Annotated in this window: 13 protein-coding genes; 8 read left to right on the top strand and 5 right to left on the bottom strand. The window is 50.0% G+C overall.

The window, feature by feature from the left end; genetic code table 11:
• Nucleotides 1–21: 21 nt before the first annotated feature.
• A complete protein-coding gene (locus ACO0LL_RS18635; RefSeq protein WP_422952323.1) occupies nt 22–411 on the bottom strand; it encodes a translational machinery protein in 390 nt (129 codons plus the stop codon).
• 130 nt (nt 412–541) lie between these two features.
• Nucleotides 542–760 (bottom strand): hypothetical protein, encoded by a 219-nt coding sequence (locus ACO0LL_RS18630; RefSeq protein WP_422952322.1) that lies wholly within the window; start codon nt 758–760, stop codon nt 542–544.
• A 278-nt stretch (nt 761–1,038) separates the two neighbouring features.
• On the opposite strand from ACO0LL_RS18630, the gene gnd reads away from it, so the two are divergent.
• Genes gnd through ACO0LL_RS18590 form a run of 8 tightly spaced genes read left to right on the top strand, consistent with a single transcriptional unit; the run spans nt 1,039 to nt 11,510 of the window.
• Nucleotides 1,039–2,091 (top strand): phosphogluconate dehydrogenase (NAD(+)-dependent, decarboxylating), encoded by a 1,053-nt coding sequence (gene gnd / locus ACO0LL_RS18625; protein ID WP_422952321.1) that lies wholly within the window; start codon nt 1,039–1,041, stop codon nt 2,089–2,091.
• Entirely contained in the window at nt 2,091–2,876 is a 786-nt protein-coding gene (locus ACO0LL_RS18620) for an HAD family hydrolase (RefSeq protein WP_422952320.1), read from the top strand. The genes gnd and ACO0LL_RS18620 overlap by 1 nt, the downstream gene beginning before the upstream one ends.
• Before the next feature lie 20 nt (nt 2,877–2,896).
• Nucleotides 2,897–4,027 (top strand): transaldolase, encoded by a 1,131-nt coding sequence (tal, locus tag ACO0LL_RS18615; protein ID WP_422952319.1) that lies wholly within the window; start codon nt 2,897–2,899, stop codon nt 4,025–4,027.
• Nucleotides 4,024–6,189 carry a transketolase gene (gene tkt / locus ACO0LL_RS18610; protein WP_422952318.1) on the top strand — a complete coding sequence of 722 codons (2,166 nt, stop codon included), beginning with the start codon at nt 4,024–4,026 and terminating at the stop codon, nt 6,187–6,189. The genes tal and tkt overlap by 4 nt, the downstream gene beginning before the upstream one ends.
• Nucleotides 6,190–6,194: 5 nt before the next feature.
• Nucleotides 6,195–7,862 (top strand): phosphoglucomutase (alpha-D-glucose-1,6-bisphosphate-dependent), encoded by a 1,668-nt coding sequence (gene pgm / locus ACO0LL_RS18605; RefSeq protein WP_422952317.1) that lies wholly within the window; start codon nt 6,195–6,197, stop codon nt 7,860–7,862.
• A gap of 3 nt (nt 7,863–7,865) precedes the next feature.
• Complete coding sequence (locus ACO0LL_RS18600; RefSeq protein WP_422952316.1) at nt 7,866–10,250, top strand: phosphoketolase family protein; 2,385 nt, start codon at nt 7,866–7,868, stop codon at nt 10,248–10,250.
• Between the two features lie 13 nt (nt 10,251–10,263).
• The gene (locus ACO0LL_RS18595) at nt 10,264–11,196 is read left to right on the top strand and encodes a DnaJ C-terminal domain-containing protein (RefSeq protein ID WP_422952315.1); all 933 of its coding nucleotides are present in this window, start codon (nt 10,264–10,266) and stop codon (nt 11,194–11,196) included.
• Nucleotides 11,193–11,510 carry a chaperone modulator CbpM gene (locus tag ACO0LL_RS18590; RefSeq protein WP_422952314.1) on the top strand — a complete coding sequence of 106 codons (318 nt, stop codon included), beginning with the start codon at nt 11,193–11,195 and terminating at the stop codon, nt 11,508–11,510. Before ACO0LL_RS18595 ends, ACO0LL_RS18590 begins: the two co-directional genes overlap by 4 nt.
• A gap of 345 nt (nt 11,511–11,855) precedes the next feature.
• On the opposite strand, the gene ACO0LL_RS18585 is transcribed toward ACO0LL_RS18590, so the two are convergent.
• From ACO0LL_RS18585 to ACO0LL_RS18575, 3 genes are all read right to left on the bottom strand, one after another.
• The gene (locus ACO0LL_RS18585; RefSeq protein ID WP_422952313.1) at nt 11,856–13,226 is read right to left on the bottom strand and encodes an efflux RND transporter periplasmic adaptor subunit; all 1,371 of its coding nucleotides are present in this window, start codon (nt 13,224–13,226) and stop codon (nt 11,856–11,858) included.
• 64 nt (nt 13,227–13,290) lie between these two features.
• Nucleotides 13,291–15,654 carry an ABC transporter permease gene (locus tag ACO0LL_RS18580; protein WP_422952312.1) on the bottom strand — a complete coding sequence of 788 codons (2,364 nt, stop codon included), beginning with the start codon at nt 15,652–15,654 and terminating at the stop codon, nt 13,291–13,293.
• A 128-nt stretch (nt 15,655–15,782) separates the two neighbouring features.
• Complete coding sequence (locus ACO0LL_RS18575) at nt 15,783–16,535, bottom strand: ABC transporter ATP-binding protein (RefSeq protein WP_422952408.1); 753 nt, start codon at nt 16,533–16,535, stop codon at nt 15,783–15,785.
• Between the last annotated feature and the right edge of the window lie 57 nt (nt 16,536–16,592).

Genomic DNA, 16,592 nt, shown 5'->3' with positions numbered 1-16,592 from the left:
GATTGATTGCATCTTCAGGGCCTAAATTGTTGCCGGTTTAATTTCTTTGAGAAAATAAATTCGTGCATAAGCCAAGAGTTGCGCATCACTTGGATGACCTACTGTCTCTACACTTACAACCTTCTGTGCAATTGCATCATGGTGTTTCAGGAGATACTTCATCAGTTCCAGTTTTTCAGACCCAGGCCCAACAATCAGAATTTCCAGCGAGTCTTTTAGCTTGGCGGCGATATCATCAAAATATTGCGTATCCTCAGGTGCCCGGCCTGCTCCCACATTTCCTGCCTTGGGATGCAGATGAGGATGAGTAGAGTGAGTATGGATAATGTCAGTCTCTGCAGTATCCGCATTGAAATGAATGATGTGAGCCTGGACATGATCTATCCATACGAGGACAAGATTAGTTGACATGAAATTTCTTTCTGGGTAGGTGTAAAGACTGATTTGCAAAGAGGATGCGAATTAATAAAGGAGAGAGTCGTAATTGTCTTCGAGCTTGCAACGCGGTCCAGGGAAGTGGTACTTACTACACTTGTCGCCACTATTTGCTATTTTTGTCTGCTTCGTTAAATCCGTGCAGAGGCATGTCAGCATCCACGGCAATGGGGTCACTGGCGGGAAATGTTTCTTTCAAAGCTTCGTCTAAAGCTTTATCCACATCGTCTTCAATATCTGTCATCTTCGGTTGCACATGCGGGATGATTTTAGGTTGAATGTGGATACGCTTCTTTGATTTTGAAGTAATCGATTTTTTACTCATTTTATTGTCAAACCTGGTTATCAAAAAAATGCGAAAGAGCGTTTTTTATGCCTCTTTTTTACTTCTTTGTATATCGATTTACTTCAAGATTATTTGCGGTGAATTTCTGTACATTCATAAAGCTACCGTACAAGTACTCATTCAAGTGCTTATTCGAATTTTAAACGTATCATGCTGAATTTATTCTGTGCTGTCTGTGTGCCATCGAACAGATGGCTTGCTTATTTTGGCTTAATCTATAACTTGTCCGTACTCTCACTTAAAGCAGGTAAACGACTATGCAAATGGGCATGATAGGTTTAGGCAGGATGGGCTCAGGCATGGTTAGGCGTCTGCTTGCAAGTGGGCATGACTGCGTTGTCCATGACTCTTTAGAGCAGGCAATGTCTGAAGTTGAAGCGGATGGTGCAAGTGTGGCCATTTCCTTGCAAAATTTGGTGCTGCAGTTGTCAACACCCCGAGCCATTTGGCTAATGGTGCCAGCAGCAATCGTCGACGGTGTATTGGCAAGTTTATTGCCCTTGCTTGCAAGGGGCGACATTGTTATTGATGGCGGAAATTCTTACTATCGCGACGATATACGACGTAGTTCTGAAATGCAGGAGCAAGGGATACACTACCTTGATGTCGGAACGAGTGGTGGCATAGCAGGTCAGGAGCGTGGCTATTGTCTGATGATAGGTGGCGAAGCCAACACCGTTGCTTATATGCGTCCAATATTTCTGTCGCTTTCACCTGGCGTTGCACTCGCTACCCGTACACCAGGACGTGTGCTCAATGCGCTTGAAGTTAATGATGCTGAACAAGGATTTTTACACTGTGGTGGTTATGGCGCAGGTCATTTCGTCAAGATGATACACAACGGTATTGAGTACGCAATCATGGCCGCCTACGCTGAAGGATTAAACATTCTTCATAGCGCCAATATAGGCAAGCTAGAGTTTAAAGTAGATATCGATGCTGAGAGTACCCCGCTACGCAATCCAGAATTTTATCAGTACGATATGGACTTACCTCAAATTACTGAGGTATGGCGTCGTGGTAGTGTTATTAGCTCCTGGCTGCTTGATTTGACCGCATCAGCCTTGCTCCAAGACCCTCATCTACAAGCTTACGCAGGGCATGTGGCTGATTCCGGCGAGGGCCGCTGGACTATCCTTGCTGGGATTGAAGAGGCAGTTCCCATTAGCGTGATGAGTGCTGCATTGTTTGAGCGCTTCGCTTCTCGAGGAAGGGGGGACTTTGCCAATAGAATGTTATCTGCAATGCGCAATGAATTTGGTGGGCATGTGGAAAAACATAATGCATCTCCCATAGAGAGCCCTCAATAATGTCACCTGAAAAAGATCTTGAGCTTGAAGAAATGCCTGTCAGGAAAAGCCTGGTATTTTTGATTGACGCTGACAACACTTTACTCAACAACGACCAAATTTTATATGAATTAGGCCAGCTTCTTTATACAGATTTTGGTTCTGAAAGTGCCGCGCATTATTGGGACATCGTTGAGCAACTGCGCGTCGAATTAGGGTATGCAGACTACTTTGGTGCATTGCAACGCTTCCGGTCTGATCAAGCCTTTTCGATAGAAAATGAGTTTGGCCATAAGCATAGTGCAAACAATCAAGCATTACTGCGGATATCAAGTTTCCTGATGGATTATTTATTTGCAGACCGCTTGTACCCTCATGCTCTGGAGTTGATCGCGCAGCTTGAAACGATAGGAAGCACTGTTATCGTTTCTGATGGAGACATAGCTTATCAGCCACGGAAGATTCTCCGTTCTGGTTTATGGGACGCGGTGGATGGACGGGTACTGGTTTATATTCACAAAGAAAAAATGATTGCGGCCATCGTTCATCAATACCCTGGGCAGCACTATGTGATGATAGACGATAAATTGCGGGTGCTTACCGCAATGAAGAAACTTATGCAAAACCGACTTACAACCGTATTCGTCCGCCAAGGTCATTTTGCTTTAGATGCAGACACATTGGCTATGTATCCACCTGCAGACATCAGTGTTGATTGCCTGGGGGACTTGATGGACTATAAGTACAACGCATTTGTCAACTTTGACAGCCCAATTGCTGTTAAGTCGTGGCCATTCTCTAGTTAGAAATATTAAATGGAACCAATATGAATGCTCATACCAGCCAATTGCGCGACCTGGGTCAAAGTGTGTGGCTGGATAATATTCATCGTGATCTACTCACAAGTGGCACATTGCAAAGCTACATCGTCGATTTGAATGTGAGTGGTTTGACTTCAAATCCTACCATTTTCCAACATGCCATAGGATCAGGGACTAGCTATGACTCAGCCATTGTCCAACTCACTAAAGAGGGCTTGACTTGCCAAGAACTATTTTTTACGTTGGCTCTAGAGGATTTGACGCAGGCAGCGCATTTGCTTGGCCCTATATTTGAAGCAAGTGATGGCGTTGATGGCTGGGTGTCGCTCGAAGTGTCGCCGCTATTAGCACATGACACGCTCAATATGCTAAGAGCCGCTACGCACTTACACAATCAAGCGGCATTACCTAACCTGTACATCAAAATCCCAGCCACACCAGCGGGGATGCTGACGATTGAGCAAGCCACCTTCGATGGCATTCCCATCAACGTTACTTTATTGTTTTCGCGTGAACAGTATCTGGCAGCGGCAAATGCTTATTTAAGAGGTATGGAACGACGTCAGCTTGCGGGTTTACATTTACACGTCCATTCAGTTGCCTCTTTGTTCGTGAGTCGCTGGGATGTTGCCGTGAAAGAGGAAATATCTCCTGAATTTCATAACCGCCTTGGTATAGCCATTGCTATGCAATGTTATCAAGCCTATTGCGAGCTGTTAAACTCTGAGCGCTGGCAAAACCTGGCGGTTAATGGTGCAATGCCCCAGCGGTTGCTATGGGCCAGCACCGGGACTAAAGATACAAATGTATCGGACACGATGTATGTTGAAGCCTTAGTGGCTGCAAATACAATCAATACCGTTCCTGAGAAAACACTATTGGCATTTGCAGACCATGGCAAGGTGGCTACAGTATTGCCAAAGGATGGAGGCTATGCAAGCGAGGTGGTGGAAGAATTCAGGCGTGAGGGTGTTGATGTCGAAGCGCTTGCATCCCGTTTGCAAGACCAAGGTGTTCTCGCATTCACAGCTTCATGGAATGAAATGATGTCCGTCATCGAGGATAAGTGTAAACAAATTGACCTGGCTGCAAATTCGACAAACACCGCCGCGCTAACAATTAGCTCCTTTTCATGAATGCCGACCATACTCTCAAAGAGAGTAGTGGTACAGCCAGGCAAGATTCGCTTGCCGCGCTCGATGTGCTTTGTATCAATACCTTGCGTACGCTTTCCATTGACATGGTAGAAAAGGCAAAATCGGGTCACCCTGGCACCCCGATGGGTGCAGCTCCAACTGCGTATTGTGTTTGGCAACGTTATCTGCGATTTGATATCGATGACCCTGGGTGGCTCAATCGAGATCGTTTTGTGTTGTCTGTCGGTCATGCATCAGCTTTGTTATACAGCATGCTTTATTTATGTGGTGTCAAGTCGAAAGCCGACGATTTTTCTGACAATCTCGCCGTCAGCATGGCAGATCTGCAAAGCTTTCGTCAGGCTGGCAGCCGCTGCACAGGCCATCCAGAACACGGCTGGACTGCGGGGGTAGAAGCTACCACAGGGCCACTTGGTCAAGGTTTGGCAAACAGTGTTGGCATGGCAATTGCCCAACGCTGGTTGGCCGCCACCTACAACAGACCTGGCTATGCCCTGTTTGAGTACAATGTTTACGCCTTTTGTGGTGATGGCGACATGATGGAAGGTATTAGTGCTGAAGCGGCCTCCCTGGCAGGCCATTTGGAATTGGCCAATCTTTGCTGGATTTACGACAGCAATCACGTCAGCATTGAAGGTACGACTGCAATCACCTTTACAGAAGATGTCGTAGCAAGATTTCGCGCCTATGGCTGGCAAGTCATCAGCGTAGCTGATGCGAATAACCTGGATCAACAGACCAGTGCCTTACAGCGTTTTGTTGACACCCAGGACAGGCCAACGCTGATCGTCGTACAAAGCCATATAGGCTATGGTGCACCCCACAAGCAAGACAGCCGGGAAGCACATGGCGAACCGCTTGGCATTGACGAAGCGAGGCTGGCCAAACAGTCTTATCACATGGACCCGGATGCGCAATTTGCCGTACCTGACGGCGTGCAGGCACACTTCAGTGCGCAATTTGGTCAACGTGGCAAAGACGCCCATACCTCGTGGAACAGCTTGTTTGCCGACTATTGCCAGCAGCATCCCCAACTAGCAAAACAAATTGATTGCATGCAGGCCGGTGAATTGCCAGACGGCTGGGATCTCGCCTTACCTGACTTTTCACCAGACGAAAAAGGGCTCTCCACGCGAGAAGCCTCGGGCAAAGTCTTGAATGCCATCGCGGCACACATGCCATGGTTACTTGGCGGCGCAGCCGATCTGGCACCATCCACCAAGACAAATTTGAATTTTGACGCGGCAGGTGATTTTGAAGCCGTTGTCGCCATTGACAATGCCTACTTCAGTGCTGAACTGGGGAATGCATCTGCCAGTTATGCAGGACGAAATTTTCATTTCGGCATACGTGAACATGCCATGTGTGCTATCGCCAATGGCATGGCATTATCCAGGTTACGGCCTTTTGCAGCCAGTTTCTTTGTATTTACCGACTATGCGCGTGCGGCGATCCGCTTGTCAGCAATGATGGGCATGCCGGTCATTTATCTTTGGACGCATGACTCGATTAGCATGGGCGAAGACGGTCCTACTCACCAGCCTGTAGAGCAGCTCGCGTCATTTCGTGCCATGCCCGGCATGGTTTTACTGCGCCCGGCGGACGCGAATGAAGTGCTGGAAGCCTGGCGGGTGATCATGAAAATCAGTGATCGCCCTTCCAGCCTGGTCTTGTCGCGGCAGGCATTGCCTACGATAGACCGACAAAAATACGCCGGCGCCAGTGGAGTCGCAAAGGGTGCTTATATAATCGCCGATGCGGTCGATGAAAGACCAGAAGTACTGCTGCTGGGAACGGGAAGCGAAGTAGCACTCTGTATTGCCGCTTACGAGCAACTGAGCGCAGAAGGCATTCGTGCCCGCGTCGTCAGCATGCCATCCTGGGATTTATTTGAAAGCCAGAGCGAAGCTTATCGTGATCACGTATTGCCACCAGACGTGCTGGCCCGGGTATCGGTTGAAGCAGCATCGGCATTTGGCTGGGAACGTTATACCGGCCAGCACGGCACGATGATATCCATGCAGTCGTTTGGCCTTTCCGCCCCGGGCAAAGTAGTCGAAACACATTTTGGTTTCGATGTCTCCCATGTCGTCGCGGCAGCCAGGGCGCAGGCATTACGTCATCGTTCATCTATCGGGTAAAAACCATGACAACATCTATTCATCCACTGGCAGGCAAACTGACACCATTGTCTTCACTGATCAACATTTCAAAATTGGTCACAGCTTATTTCACTTTAAAGCCGGATCCATCCGTTCTGGAACAAAGAGTCAAGTTTGGTACATCCGGGCATCGTGGATCAGCTTACGACAGTGCATTCAATGAAGCCCACGTGCTGGCAATCACACAGGCAATTTGTGATTTTCGCAGCTTAAATGACATCAATGGCCCACTTTTTCTGGGTATGGATACGCATGCCTTATCCGAACCGGCATGCGCCAGCGCCATGGAAGTACTGGCGGCCAATCGCGTCGAGGTCATGCTGGCGAGCAATGATGAATACACACCTACTCCGGCCATCTCCCTTGCTATATTGAGTTACAACAAACGGCGCGATCATCTCACAGGCCTGGCAGACGGCATCGTTCTTACTCCGTCCCACAATCCACCGCGTGACGGCGGGTTTAAATACAATCCAACTAACGGTGGTCCGGCCAATCAGCAAATTACCGAATGGATAGAAAACGCAGCAAATCAATATCTGGAGAATAATCTGGCAGGTGTACGCCGCATCACCAGCAGCAAAGCCATGCAGGCAAAGACCACGCATCGTTACAACTTCATGGATTTTTATGTCGATGAAATTGGCAGTGTCGTCAATATGAATGCCATTCGTGACGGACAGATACACATCGGTGTAGACCCGCTTGGCGGTGCTGGCGTCCATTATTGGTCAGCCATCGCAGACCGCTATCAGTTAGACCTGACAGTGGTCAATAACGTGATCGACCCCAGATTTGCTTTTATGCCGCTAGACTGGGATGGTCAGATCCGCATGGACCCGTCTTCAAAATATGCCATGCAGGGCCTGATCAGCATGCAAGACAAGTTTGATATTGCCTTCGCCTGCGACACCGACCATGACAGGCACGGCATTGTCAGCAGGTCGGCGGGCTTGCTGCCACCCAACCATTACCTCGCAGTTGCCATTGACTACCTCTTTACCCACAGGCCACAGTGGGCTGGTTCTGCTGGAATTGGCAAAACAGTCGTCAGTACACAACTGATAGACAGGCTGGCAAAAAAACTGGAACGTGGCCTGTACGAAGTGCCGGTGGGGTTTAAATGGTTCGTTGATGGCTTGCAAAGTGGTGCCCTTGGTTTTTGTGGAGAAGAAAGCGCAGGGGCGAGTTTTCTGCGCATAGATGGTTCGGTGTGGACGACAGAAAAAGACGGTATTTCCACCGCCCTGCTGGCAGCAGAAATGACAGCAAAAACAGGCTATGACCCTGGTGTTTTGTACCGCAAACTGGCAAACGAATTAGGCGAACCCTTTTTTGAACGCATAGATGCCCCGGCAACAAGTCAGCAAAAACGAAAACTCGCAGCTTTATCTGAAAAACAGATCAGCGTAGGCGACCTTGGTGGTGACAAGATAGAACAGATACTTACTCGTGCTCCTGGCAATAACAATGCGATCGGTGGGATCAAGGTTGTGACTGCCAATGCCTGGTTTGCTGCACGCCCCTCTGGCACAGAAGACACTTACAAAATATACGCAGAGAGTTTTATTGGCGAAGCGCATCTGCAGCAGGTTCTTCATGAAGCGCAGGCCGTTGTTGGTAATGCAATTTTATCATTGGAAGAAGGGTAGATCATGGACACATTTAATCCCTATACTTCGCATCCTCTTTCTGCCGAGCTGCTAGAAAAAATGCATGGCTACTGGCGGGCGGCAAACTATCTCACCGTGGGGCAAATCTATCTTCAGGCGAATCCTCTTCTCAAAGAACCATTGAAACTGGAGCACATTAAACCTCGCCTTTTAGGGCATTGGGGTACAACTCCCGGTTTGAATTTTATCTATGTACATTTAAACAGGCTGATCAAAGAGAACGACCTCAATATGATCTATGTGATTGGTCCCGGCCACGGTGGGCCAGGTATCGTTGCGCATACCTATCTTGAAGGTTCGTACACAGAACACTATCCTGCCATAGAACGGAATCAAAACGGCATGTTGCGATTGTTCCGTCAATTTTCGTGGCCAAACGGCATTCCTAGTCATGTCTCGCCAGACATCCCAGGCTCTATTCATGAAGGCGGTGAATTAGGCTACTCCCTGGTACACGCTTATGGCGCAGCATTTGATAATCCCGACCTGATCGTTGCATGTGTCATTGGTGATGGTGAAGCCGAAACTGGTGCTTTGGCGGCGAGCTGGCATTCGAATAAATTTCTCAACCCCGCACTGGATGGCGCGGTGCTCCCCATTCTTCATTTGAATGGATATAAAATTGCTAATCCTACAGTTCTTGCGCGCATTAGTCGTGAAGAGTTGTGTGAATTGCTGCGAGGCTATGGTCATGAACCTTACTTTGTCGAGGGTGATGATCCAGCGTTGATGCATCAAGCCTTGGCAGCGACACTTGACGCTGTGTTGCAGAAAATCAGAGACATTCAACATCTTGCACGCAATGCCATTGCGAAAGATGAATTGCAACGTCCCCGTTGGCCGATGATCGTATTTTGTAGTCCCAAAGGCTGGACAGGACCCAAATTCGTTGATCAATTGGCGGTCGAGAATACGTGGCGGGCACACCAGGTGCCGATTGCTGACTTCAAAAATCCACAACATCTGGCTCAACTTGAAGCGTGGCTGCAAAGCTATCAGGCTAATAAGCTTTTTGATGAAAATGGCAGATTATTGGAAGAGTTGGCGGACCTGGCTCCGACCGGACATCGACGTATGGGGGCTAATCCGCATGCCAATGGTGGGCGCATATTACAAGCTTTGCAAATGCCTCACATGCATGATTATGCGGTTGCTGTTCCTATGCCCGGCTTGGTTAAAGCTGAGGCAACGCGCGTACTTGGAGATTTCTTGCGGCAGGTGATGCTCAATAGTCTTGATGCAAAGAATTTTCGCCTCTTTGGTCCTGATGAGACCGCGTCGAACCGCCTTGATGCCGTCTTTAAGGTGACCGGCAAAGCCTGGATGGCAGACATCAAGGACATTGACCTTCACCTTAGTGTCAATGGTCGGGTCATGGAAGTGTTAAGCGAACATCTTTGTCAGGGCTGGCTGGAGGGTTACTTGCTCACTGGGCGGCATGGCCTATTTTCTTGCTATGAAGCGTTCATACATATTGTTGATTCAATGATGAATCAACATGCAAAATGGCTTAAAGTCTGCAATGACATCCCGTGGCGCGCACCGATTGCGTCACTCAATTATTTGCTGACTTCGCATGTCTGGCGCCAGGATCACAATGGCTTCTCACACCAGGACCCAGGGTTCATTGATCATGTCGCCAACAAAAAATCTGAGGTGGTTCGTATTTATCTTCCTCCTGATGCCAATTGTCTATTATCAGTCACCGACCATTGCCTGCGCAGCCGCAACTATGTGAATGTCATTGTTGCTGGTAAACAGCCAGAATGGCAATGGCTGGATATGGCAGCAGCAATTCGACATTGTACTGTTGGTGCGGGTATTTGGCAGTGGGCGAGCAATGATATCGGAAGCCCAGATGTAGTTATGGCTTGCGCAGGCGATGTACCTACACTAGAAACCATTGCAGCAGTTAGCTTATTGCGCAGCTATGTACCGGGAATTCGTATCCGTGTAGTCAATGTCGTTGATCTGATGGTGTTGCAGCCTCAGTCTGAACATCCCCATGGTCTGGATGATAACGAATTTGATAACTTATTTTCGACTGACAAGCCAGTCATATTTGCATTTCATGGTTACCCGGCATTGGTACATAAACTGACTTACCGGCGACATAACCATAGCAATTTTCATGTTCGTGGTTATCGGGAAGAGGGCACTACCACAACACCGTTTGATATGGTCGTATTGAATAATCTTGATCGCTACCAGTTGGCACTTGACGCGATTATGCATATACCACGCTTTAGCGATCAGAGACCAATTGCCCAGGCACGATACTGGACAACGATGGAGCGTCATAAACGCTTTATATGTGAACATGGAGAAGATTTGCCCGAGGTAATTAATTGGCGCTGGATAAATTAAAGACGGGATTCCCATGAAATATAAAGATTATTACGAAGTTCTGGGTGTAGACAGGACGGCGACATTAGATGATGTCAAGAAAGCCTATCGCAAGTTGGCTCACCTGTATCATCCCGATATATCAAAAGACCCAAAAGGCGAGGAGAAATTCAAAGAAATTGCTGAAGCTTATGCTACTTTGAAGAACACAGATAAACGCGCAGACTACGACAAAATAGGCAGCCATAAAAACGGTGAAAATTTCACGCCACCTCCTGAATGGCAAGCGCAATACGGAGCAGGTGCTTCAAGTTTTGATGATGTTGATATTTCCGATTTCTTCAGTGCATTCAGGTCAGGCGGGCAAAAAAGAGCACATTCACCAGTGCGAGGTGAGGATTATTCGGTTTCCGTTTCCGTGCCACTCGAAACAATCTTTCACGGGGGACCAGTCAATGTATCTGTCGAAATGCCAGAATATGACCAACATGGCTTGCCTCATCGCAAGCCTCATACTTTTCGGATCACCATCCCAAAAGGAGCGCAAGAAGGTCAGCGCATGCGGCTTGCTGGCAAAGGTGGCCCTGGCCTCAATGGCGGTCAATCGGGTGATCTCTATGCGGTTCTGACAATTTCTCCGCATCCTTTGTTCAGGGTCAGTGGCAGTGACCTGTATTTTGACTTGCCACTGTCTCCTTGGGAAGCAGCACTTGGCGCGAGCATGCAGATTCCGACTCCTGGCGGCAATGTAGAACTCAAGGTAAAGTCAGGCACATCTTCGGGACAGCGTCTGCGCTTGTCAAAACGCGGGTTACCAAAAGTAGACGGACAAATCGGCGATCTGTATGCAGTTGCGCAAATTCAGGTTCCAAAAGAAATTAGCAAGGCCGAACAAGATATCTACCAACAGCTTTCTGGACTATCCACCTTCCAGCCCCGTGCCCACTTCAACTTGGAGGCTAAATGAACGTTCAAATTGCAGAATGGACTTTGCTCAATGATCAAAATGCCTGCTCCATCACTTACCTGTGTGACGTATCAGGCTTATCAGAAGGGGAAGTCAATGAGTTGATTGAAAATGGTCTAATTACTCCGATTGACGACAATGCGATGGCAAAGATATTTCCTATGCATTCCATTGTTACAGTGAGCAGTGCCCGCAGGCTGCGTGACGACTTTGAATTGGATAGTCATGGCATGATACTGGCACTCACCCTGATGCAGCGCATAGATGACTTGCAAAGTGAGTTACAACAGCTTCGTGCACATTCAATTAAGTGAAAATAATAATCTGATAGTGCCGGCCTTTGTTGCCATGGTGGATTCAAGTTCGAAGTGCAACTTGATCTTAGTGCGATTGAATCTGAGCCTGAAATACTTCGAGTGATTTTTGCAGTCAAGGTATTTTTAGGTCGATTCATGTTTCGCGCCTCCTTTTGCAAACGTATTTCAGTAGCAATCTTTTTGTTTTATCATCAGGTGGTGTTGTTGGTACATGCAGAATTTGAACATCCTAAAGCAATGCCATATATTGTCTTAATGGATTTTCATCGGTTCTGGCAAAGATTCCAGATTCCTTTTTATTCCCTCCAAAACCAAGAGTTAATTCTGTGTTCGATCTAATACTCACCGCACCTTGACTGCTGCCTTGTCCTTGAGCTTGCTATCTGGGTACACAATCACTTGGGTGCCTACGGGTAGCCCCTCTTTCACCCAGGCACTGACGCCATTGCGTGCTTCTACGCTGACTTCTTTAAGGACAGCGTGGTTCTTTTCAACGACAAATACGCCAGAGCGAGAGCCTATGGGGAACAGGGCGCTCACCGGTACAATGATGGCATTTTCCACCACTTGCACCAATACCCGCACGTCGACCTTGAAGGCGTCGCCCAATGCCTGCCATTGCGCAGCCGGGGCTATTATGTCGATGACCACATAGACGCGCTGTTCTTCTACGCCCAGCGCCGACACTTTAGTAAATGCGGCTGGCTCAACCCAGCGCACCTTGCTACTGAGCACTTCTGCACCGCCCCAGTTCAGTAATTGTACGGCAGTACCTGGGCGCACTTGAGTGGCGTCTTCGGTCAGGAGATCAACCACCACTTCCAGCTTGGTCGGGTCACCTAGTTCCAGCAAGCCTGCGCCTGCCGCTACACTTGTTTCGCTTTGCTGCAAGATTTTCAACACTTTGCCGCTGACTGGTGCCTTGATAGCAAAGCTGGGCTGCGAACCACCCAACGGCGCTTGCGCAAACTGTTTTAGTGCAGCGCGAGACTGTTCCAGATCATGCCTTGCTGCATTTTCTTCCTGTCGCGCAGTTTCCAGTTCGTGGATGCGCAGGCTCAGATTGAGCCGTCCGGTTTCATTCTGATTGGGTGATACAAAACCTTGTCTCGCCAAGGCTTCACTGCGCCTTAAGTCTGCCTGGGCCTGAACCAATGCCGCGTTCGCATGCCCCACGTTGGCCTGGGTGCGCGCCAGCGATGCTGCCACACTAGCAATGCGCGCACTTTGCTCGTCGCGGGCGCGCTCGTCCAGTAAGGCAGGTGCCATTGGCCACAACAGTGCCACGGTATCACCTTGTGTGACGCTGTCGCCTTGATTTAGTAGTACCCGCCCCACGCGGCCTGCCAGTGGAGTAGAGACAATGTAGCGGTTGCGCACACGAGTTTTGCCATATTCCTGTATGGCACGTTCAAACCGGCCCTGGGTCACCTTGGCTACTTCCACGCTCAGCGGCTTGGGTTTGAATGCCCACACCAGCAGCGCGATAACTACCAAGTTCACGCCCGCGATGATCAGATAGCGTTTCAGTTTGGTCTTGGGCTTAGTTGCTGGTGCTGGTGGGGCGGTGGCGGGCGGAACAGGTGACGTGCCGGACGTCGGCGCAACGGGTGTCACTGGCAGAGTCGCAGGTGCGACTTGCGTCGGAGAAGGAGGTGCCAGCGGTACCGCGCTCGGCTCTTGTGCGCTTGTTGGGGGCGGGCTATCAGTCATATTAATTCCAGGTTATTGTTGAGACGAAATCATTGGAGGGATATGGTGTTGGCTGATGTGCATTTTATTCACGCGTCTTGAGCACGCTGACCATGTCCAGCCCATCTACACGCTGGCGCACGATAAAGGCGCTGACCATGCCTGCCAGTGCCACGCAGATGGCAGCAAAGGCATAGGTGGCGGGCGTGATCACAAATGGGAAGTAAAAATCGTCGGTTTGTATCCCGCTGACGATGCCTGCCGCGAGCAGATATCCCAGCAACATGCCCAGCGGCATGGCAAGTGTGATTTCAATTGCAAGCTCGCCCAGCAAAATGGCAGACACTTCGGTGCGGGTAAAGCCCAGAACGCGCAGACTGGCCAATTCCCAGGCGCGCTCGGCCAGTGCGATGCGGGCGTTGTTATACACCACCCCCACGGCAATCACGATAGCAAAGGCTGTCAACACAGAACTGACCATCAGCAGGTTGCCGACGGTCACATCCTCTATGTTCTTGGCCATGGTTGATTTGCTGATGACCACGCCAACACGGGATAATCCTTGTAGACGTTGTAGCAGCTCGGGTTCAAAGCCGGGTTCAACCGCCAGGGTGAAGCTGTTTACCAGATCACCTTCGCGCAATAGATTGTTCAGGCTGGCTCGCTCGATGTAGGCATTCATGCCCAGCATTTCTTGTACCGTGCCAGTTACCGGCAATTCCAGCACTGCGCGTTCGCCTTCCTGTACCTCTACTCGTACTCTATCGCCCACGTGAAGATGCAACTTGGTAGCGAGACGATCGGTCAGCAACAGACCGTCCTGTGGGGCAGTGAAGAATTGCCTTTCCAGATTCACGATGCGTTGCAGTTCAGGTTGCGGCGCTTTGCCCATGATGATGCCGTGCCAGTTGTGGTTATCATGTACCAGCCGAACCGACACGCTGCGTGCCCCTTCCACCGCAGTGACATAGGGCAACTTGCCTGCTGCGTATAATACGTTGGCAGGCGTTGCTTCCAACAGGGCCACGACCACGTCGCCGCGCAACACTTGCCGAAACTGGGTTTCCATCAACACCGCCACCGAATCGCGCATAAAAGAGCCGGTAACCACAATTGCCATCGACATGGCAATACCAAACACCGTCAGGCTGGTACGCAGTGGTCTTCGCGTCATCGTACGCAAGACCATGCGTAGCGCCGGCGAAAACCATTTTTGCCAACCCCAGCGCTCAATGAGCATAGGTTTGAAGATGCCTGGGGACGGGGCCCGCATAGCTTCTGCTGGTGCCAGGATGACGACCGCATAAATCGCGTTGACCGTGGCCAACACAGCTGCGGTTAATGCCACGCCGACGGCCACCAGCACAAGATCGGGGCGCAAACGAAAATGCATGTCAGGGAAGCGAAAGCTTTCCTCATACATGCCGACAAAAAACTTGCCCATCACTGTGCCCAGAGCCAGACCCAATGCCAGCCCTAAGGCCACGATAATCAACACCAGCTTTAAGTAATGCCAGCCAATTGCAAGGTTGTCGTAGCCCAGTGCCTTGAGTGCAGCGATCTGTCCGCGCTGAGTGGCAATTTGCCGACCTAGCACCACGTTAAGCAAAAAGGCAGCAACACCCAAAAAGATCGTCGGCAAGACTGTACCCATCACCCGCTGCTGAGTAATTTCAGAGCTGAGCATGGCGTGCGACATCTGCAAATCGCGGCCATGAGCGGTGTTCCCGCCGTAACGCTTCAGCAGGCGGTCTAGCTGATCTATCACAGCCCCCTCGCTGGCACCAGGGCTAAGCCGCACGGCAACCTGGTTGAACGCACCTTCCATATTGTAGGCTGACGCCAGAGCACGCTTATCCACCCAAAAGACGCCAAAACCGCGCTGGTCGGGCGAGCCCCCCAAACCCGCAAAAATATACTCAGGCGAGAGAGCAATGCCTACGATTAGCAGTTCTTCTCGTTTGCCATTGATGAGCGCGTTGACCCTGTCACCAGGCGCAAGCTTGCGCGCCACGGCAAAACCTTCCGATACCAGTGCTTCCATTGCGCCTGTATGGCGTGTAGCAATCATACGCCCCAGGCGAAGATTGACCTTATTGAGCCGCTGCGGCAGCAGTGGGTCCATCCCCAACAACAGACCGACAATTGGGTCCACTACATTGGGAATATTCACTGGGACGACTTGGGCTTGGGATGTTTCAACATGCGCGGCACCAACAATTTCCTGCAATTGTCGCTCCAGAGTCAGTGGTGCTCGCTTGAGTGTGGCAAACACATCTGCAAAACGTGAATCGGCGTAATACAAATCGCGCGACCACGATAGCGCGTCGTAAGCACTGAAGCTGGTGATGAAACCAGCGACGGCACTAGCGACCACTAGCGCAATTGTCAAGGCCTGACTCCACATCAAAGTTATGCCGCGCAGTAGCTTCTTGTTCAGCGTTTTCATGGTGGTCTTATCTCGACTCAGCGGACTGTAGTAACCCGCACCCTTATGTGGAAGCTAATGCAAATAAAGCTGGCTTTGTTGCGTATCTTTGCGCTTACTGGCCTTTATTAAATCAAGGGGCCAGAGCATTACCAGGTCAGTTGGGACGGTTGCAGCTTGTTAGTGTTGACTTCGATGCGCTGAATTCGCCCCTCACCCAAAAACAGCACCCGATCCGCCATGCCTGCAATGGCGGCGTTATGAGTGATGACGATTGTCGTAGTACCGATGCCTCGGTTGATGTTGGCAATGACCTCCAGCACCAGCTTGCCGGTTACATAGTCCAGTGCTCCTGTGGGTTCGTCGCATAGCAACACGTCTGGCCGCTTTACGATGGCGCGGGCAATCGCCACCCGCTGCTGCTCACCGCCAGATAATTGCGATGGAAAGTGATCTACCCTGTCTGCCAGCCCCACCAGCGTCAACGCTTCCAGCGCAGGCATGGGATTAATGGCAATGTCAGTCACCAGCTCCACGTTTTCCCGCACCGTCAGACTGGGGATGAGGTTATAGAACTGAAACACAAAGCCTACATGCTCACGCCGGTAGGTGGTGAGTTCCTTCTCGTTGGCTGCGGTTAAATCTTGTTCAGCAAAAAGGGCACTGCCGCTACTAGGGCGATCCAGGCCGCCCAGAATATTCAATAAAGTCGATTTGCCGCTGCCTGACGGTCCCAACAACACTATGAACTCGCCCTTGTAGATAGTTAGATCAACATCAACCAGGGCAGTGACCGTTATCTCGCCCATCTGGTAGGTTTTGGCAAGTCCTTTGGCAACAAAAAGAGGTGTACCCTGCGGCGACACGGTGACAGGTAGCGCCTGGACGTTGATGTTTTGCATGACCTGCACGCTACTCCAATGGCTTGAAGTAGGTCTGTGCGTTGTCACACAAAGGCA

The sequence above is a fragment of the Undibacterium sp. TC4M20W genome (assembly GCF_049340245.1).
Taxonomy (GTDB): Bacteria; Pseudomonadota; Gammaproteobacteria; order Burkholderiales; family Burkholderiaceae_D; genus Undibacterium.
The sequence above is the reverse complement of the archived record's forward strand: the minus strand, read 5'-3'. Positions and strand labels throughout refer to the sequence as shown.

What these genes read in the sequence shown, in the direction of transcription:
- ACO0LL_RS18630 (WP_422952322.1), bottom strand. Translation starts at nt 760, where the DNA reads ATGAGTAAAAAATCGATTACTTCAAAATCAAAGAAGCGTATCCACATT.
- tkt (WP_422952318.1), top strand. Translation starts at nt 4,024, where the DNA reads ATGAATGCCGACCATACTCTCAAAGAGAGTAGTGGTACAGCCAGGCAA.
- ACO0LL_RS18575 (WP_422952408.1), bottom strand. Translation starts at nt 16,535, where the DNA reads ATGCAAAACATCAACGTCCAGGCGCTACCTGTCACCGTGTCGCCGCAG.
- tal (WP_422952319.1), top strand. Translation starts at nt 2,897, where the DNA reads ATGAATGCTCATACCAGCCAATTGCGCGACCTGGGTCAAAGTGTGTGG.
- ACO0LL_RS18585 (WP_422952313.1), bottom strand. Translation starts at nt 13,226, where the DNA reads ATGACTGATAGCCCGCCCCCAACAAGCGCACAAGAGCCGAGCGCGGTA.
- ACO0LL_RS18590 (WP_422952314.1), top strand. Translation starts at nt 11,193, where the DNA reads ATGAACGTTCAAATTGCAGAATGGACTTTGCTCAATGATCAAAATGCC.
- gnd (WP_422952321.1), top strand. Translation starts at nt 1,039, where the DNA reads ATGCAAATGGGCATGATAGGTTTAGGCAGGATGGGCTCAGGCATGGTT.
- ACO0LL_RS18635 (WP_422952323.1), bottom strand. Translation starts at nt 411, where the DNA reads ATGTCAACTAATCTTGTCCTCGTATGGATAGATCATGTCCAGGCTCAC.
- ACO0LL_RS18580 (WP_422952312.1), bottom strand. Translation starts at nt 15,654, where the DNA reads ATGAAAACGCTGAACAAGAAGCTACTGCGCGGCATAACTTTGATGTGG.
- ACO0LL_RS18620 (WP_422952320.1), top strand. Translation starts at nt 2,091, where the DNA reads ATGTCACCTGAAAAAGATCTTGAGCTTGAAGAAATGCCTGTCAGGAAA.
- ACO0LL_RS18600 (WP_422952316.1), top strand. Translation starts at nt 7,866, where the DNA reads ATGGACACATTTAATCCCTATACTTCGCATCCTCTTTCTGCCGAGCTG.
- ACO0LL_RS18595 (WP_422952315.1), top strand. Translation starts at nt 10,264, where the DNA reads ATGAAATATAAAGATTATTACGAAGTTCTGGGTGTAGACAGGACGGCG.
- pgm (WP_422952317.1), top strand. Translation starts at nt 6,195, where the DNA reads ATGACAACATCTATTCATCCACTGGCAGGCAAACTGACACCATTGTCT.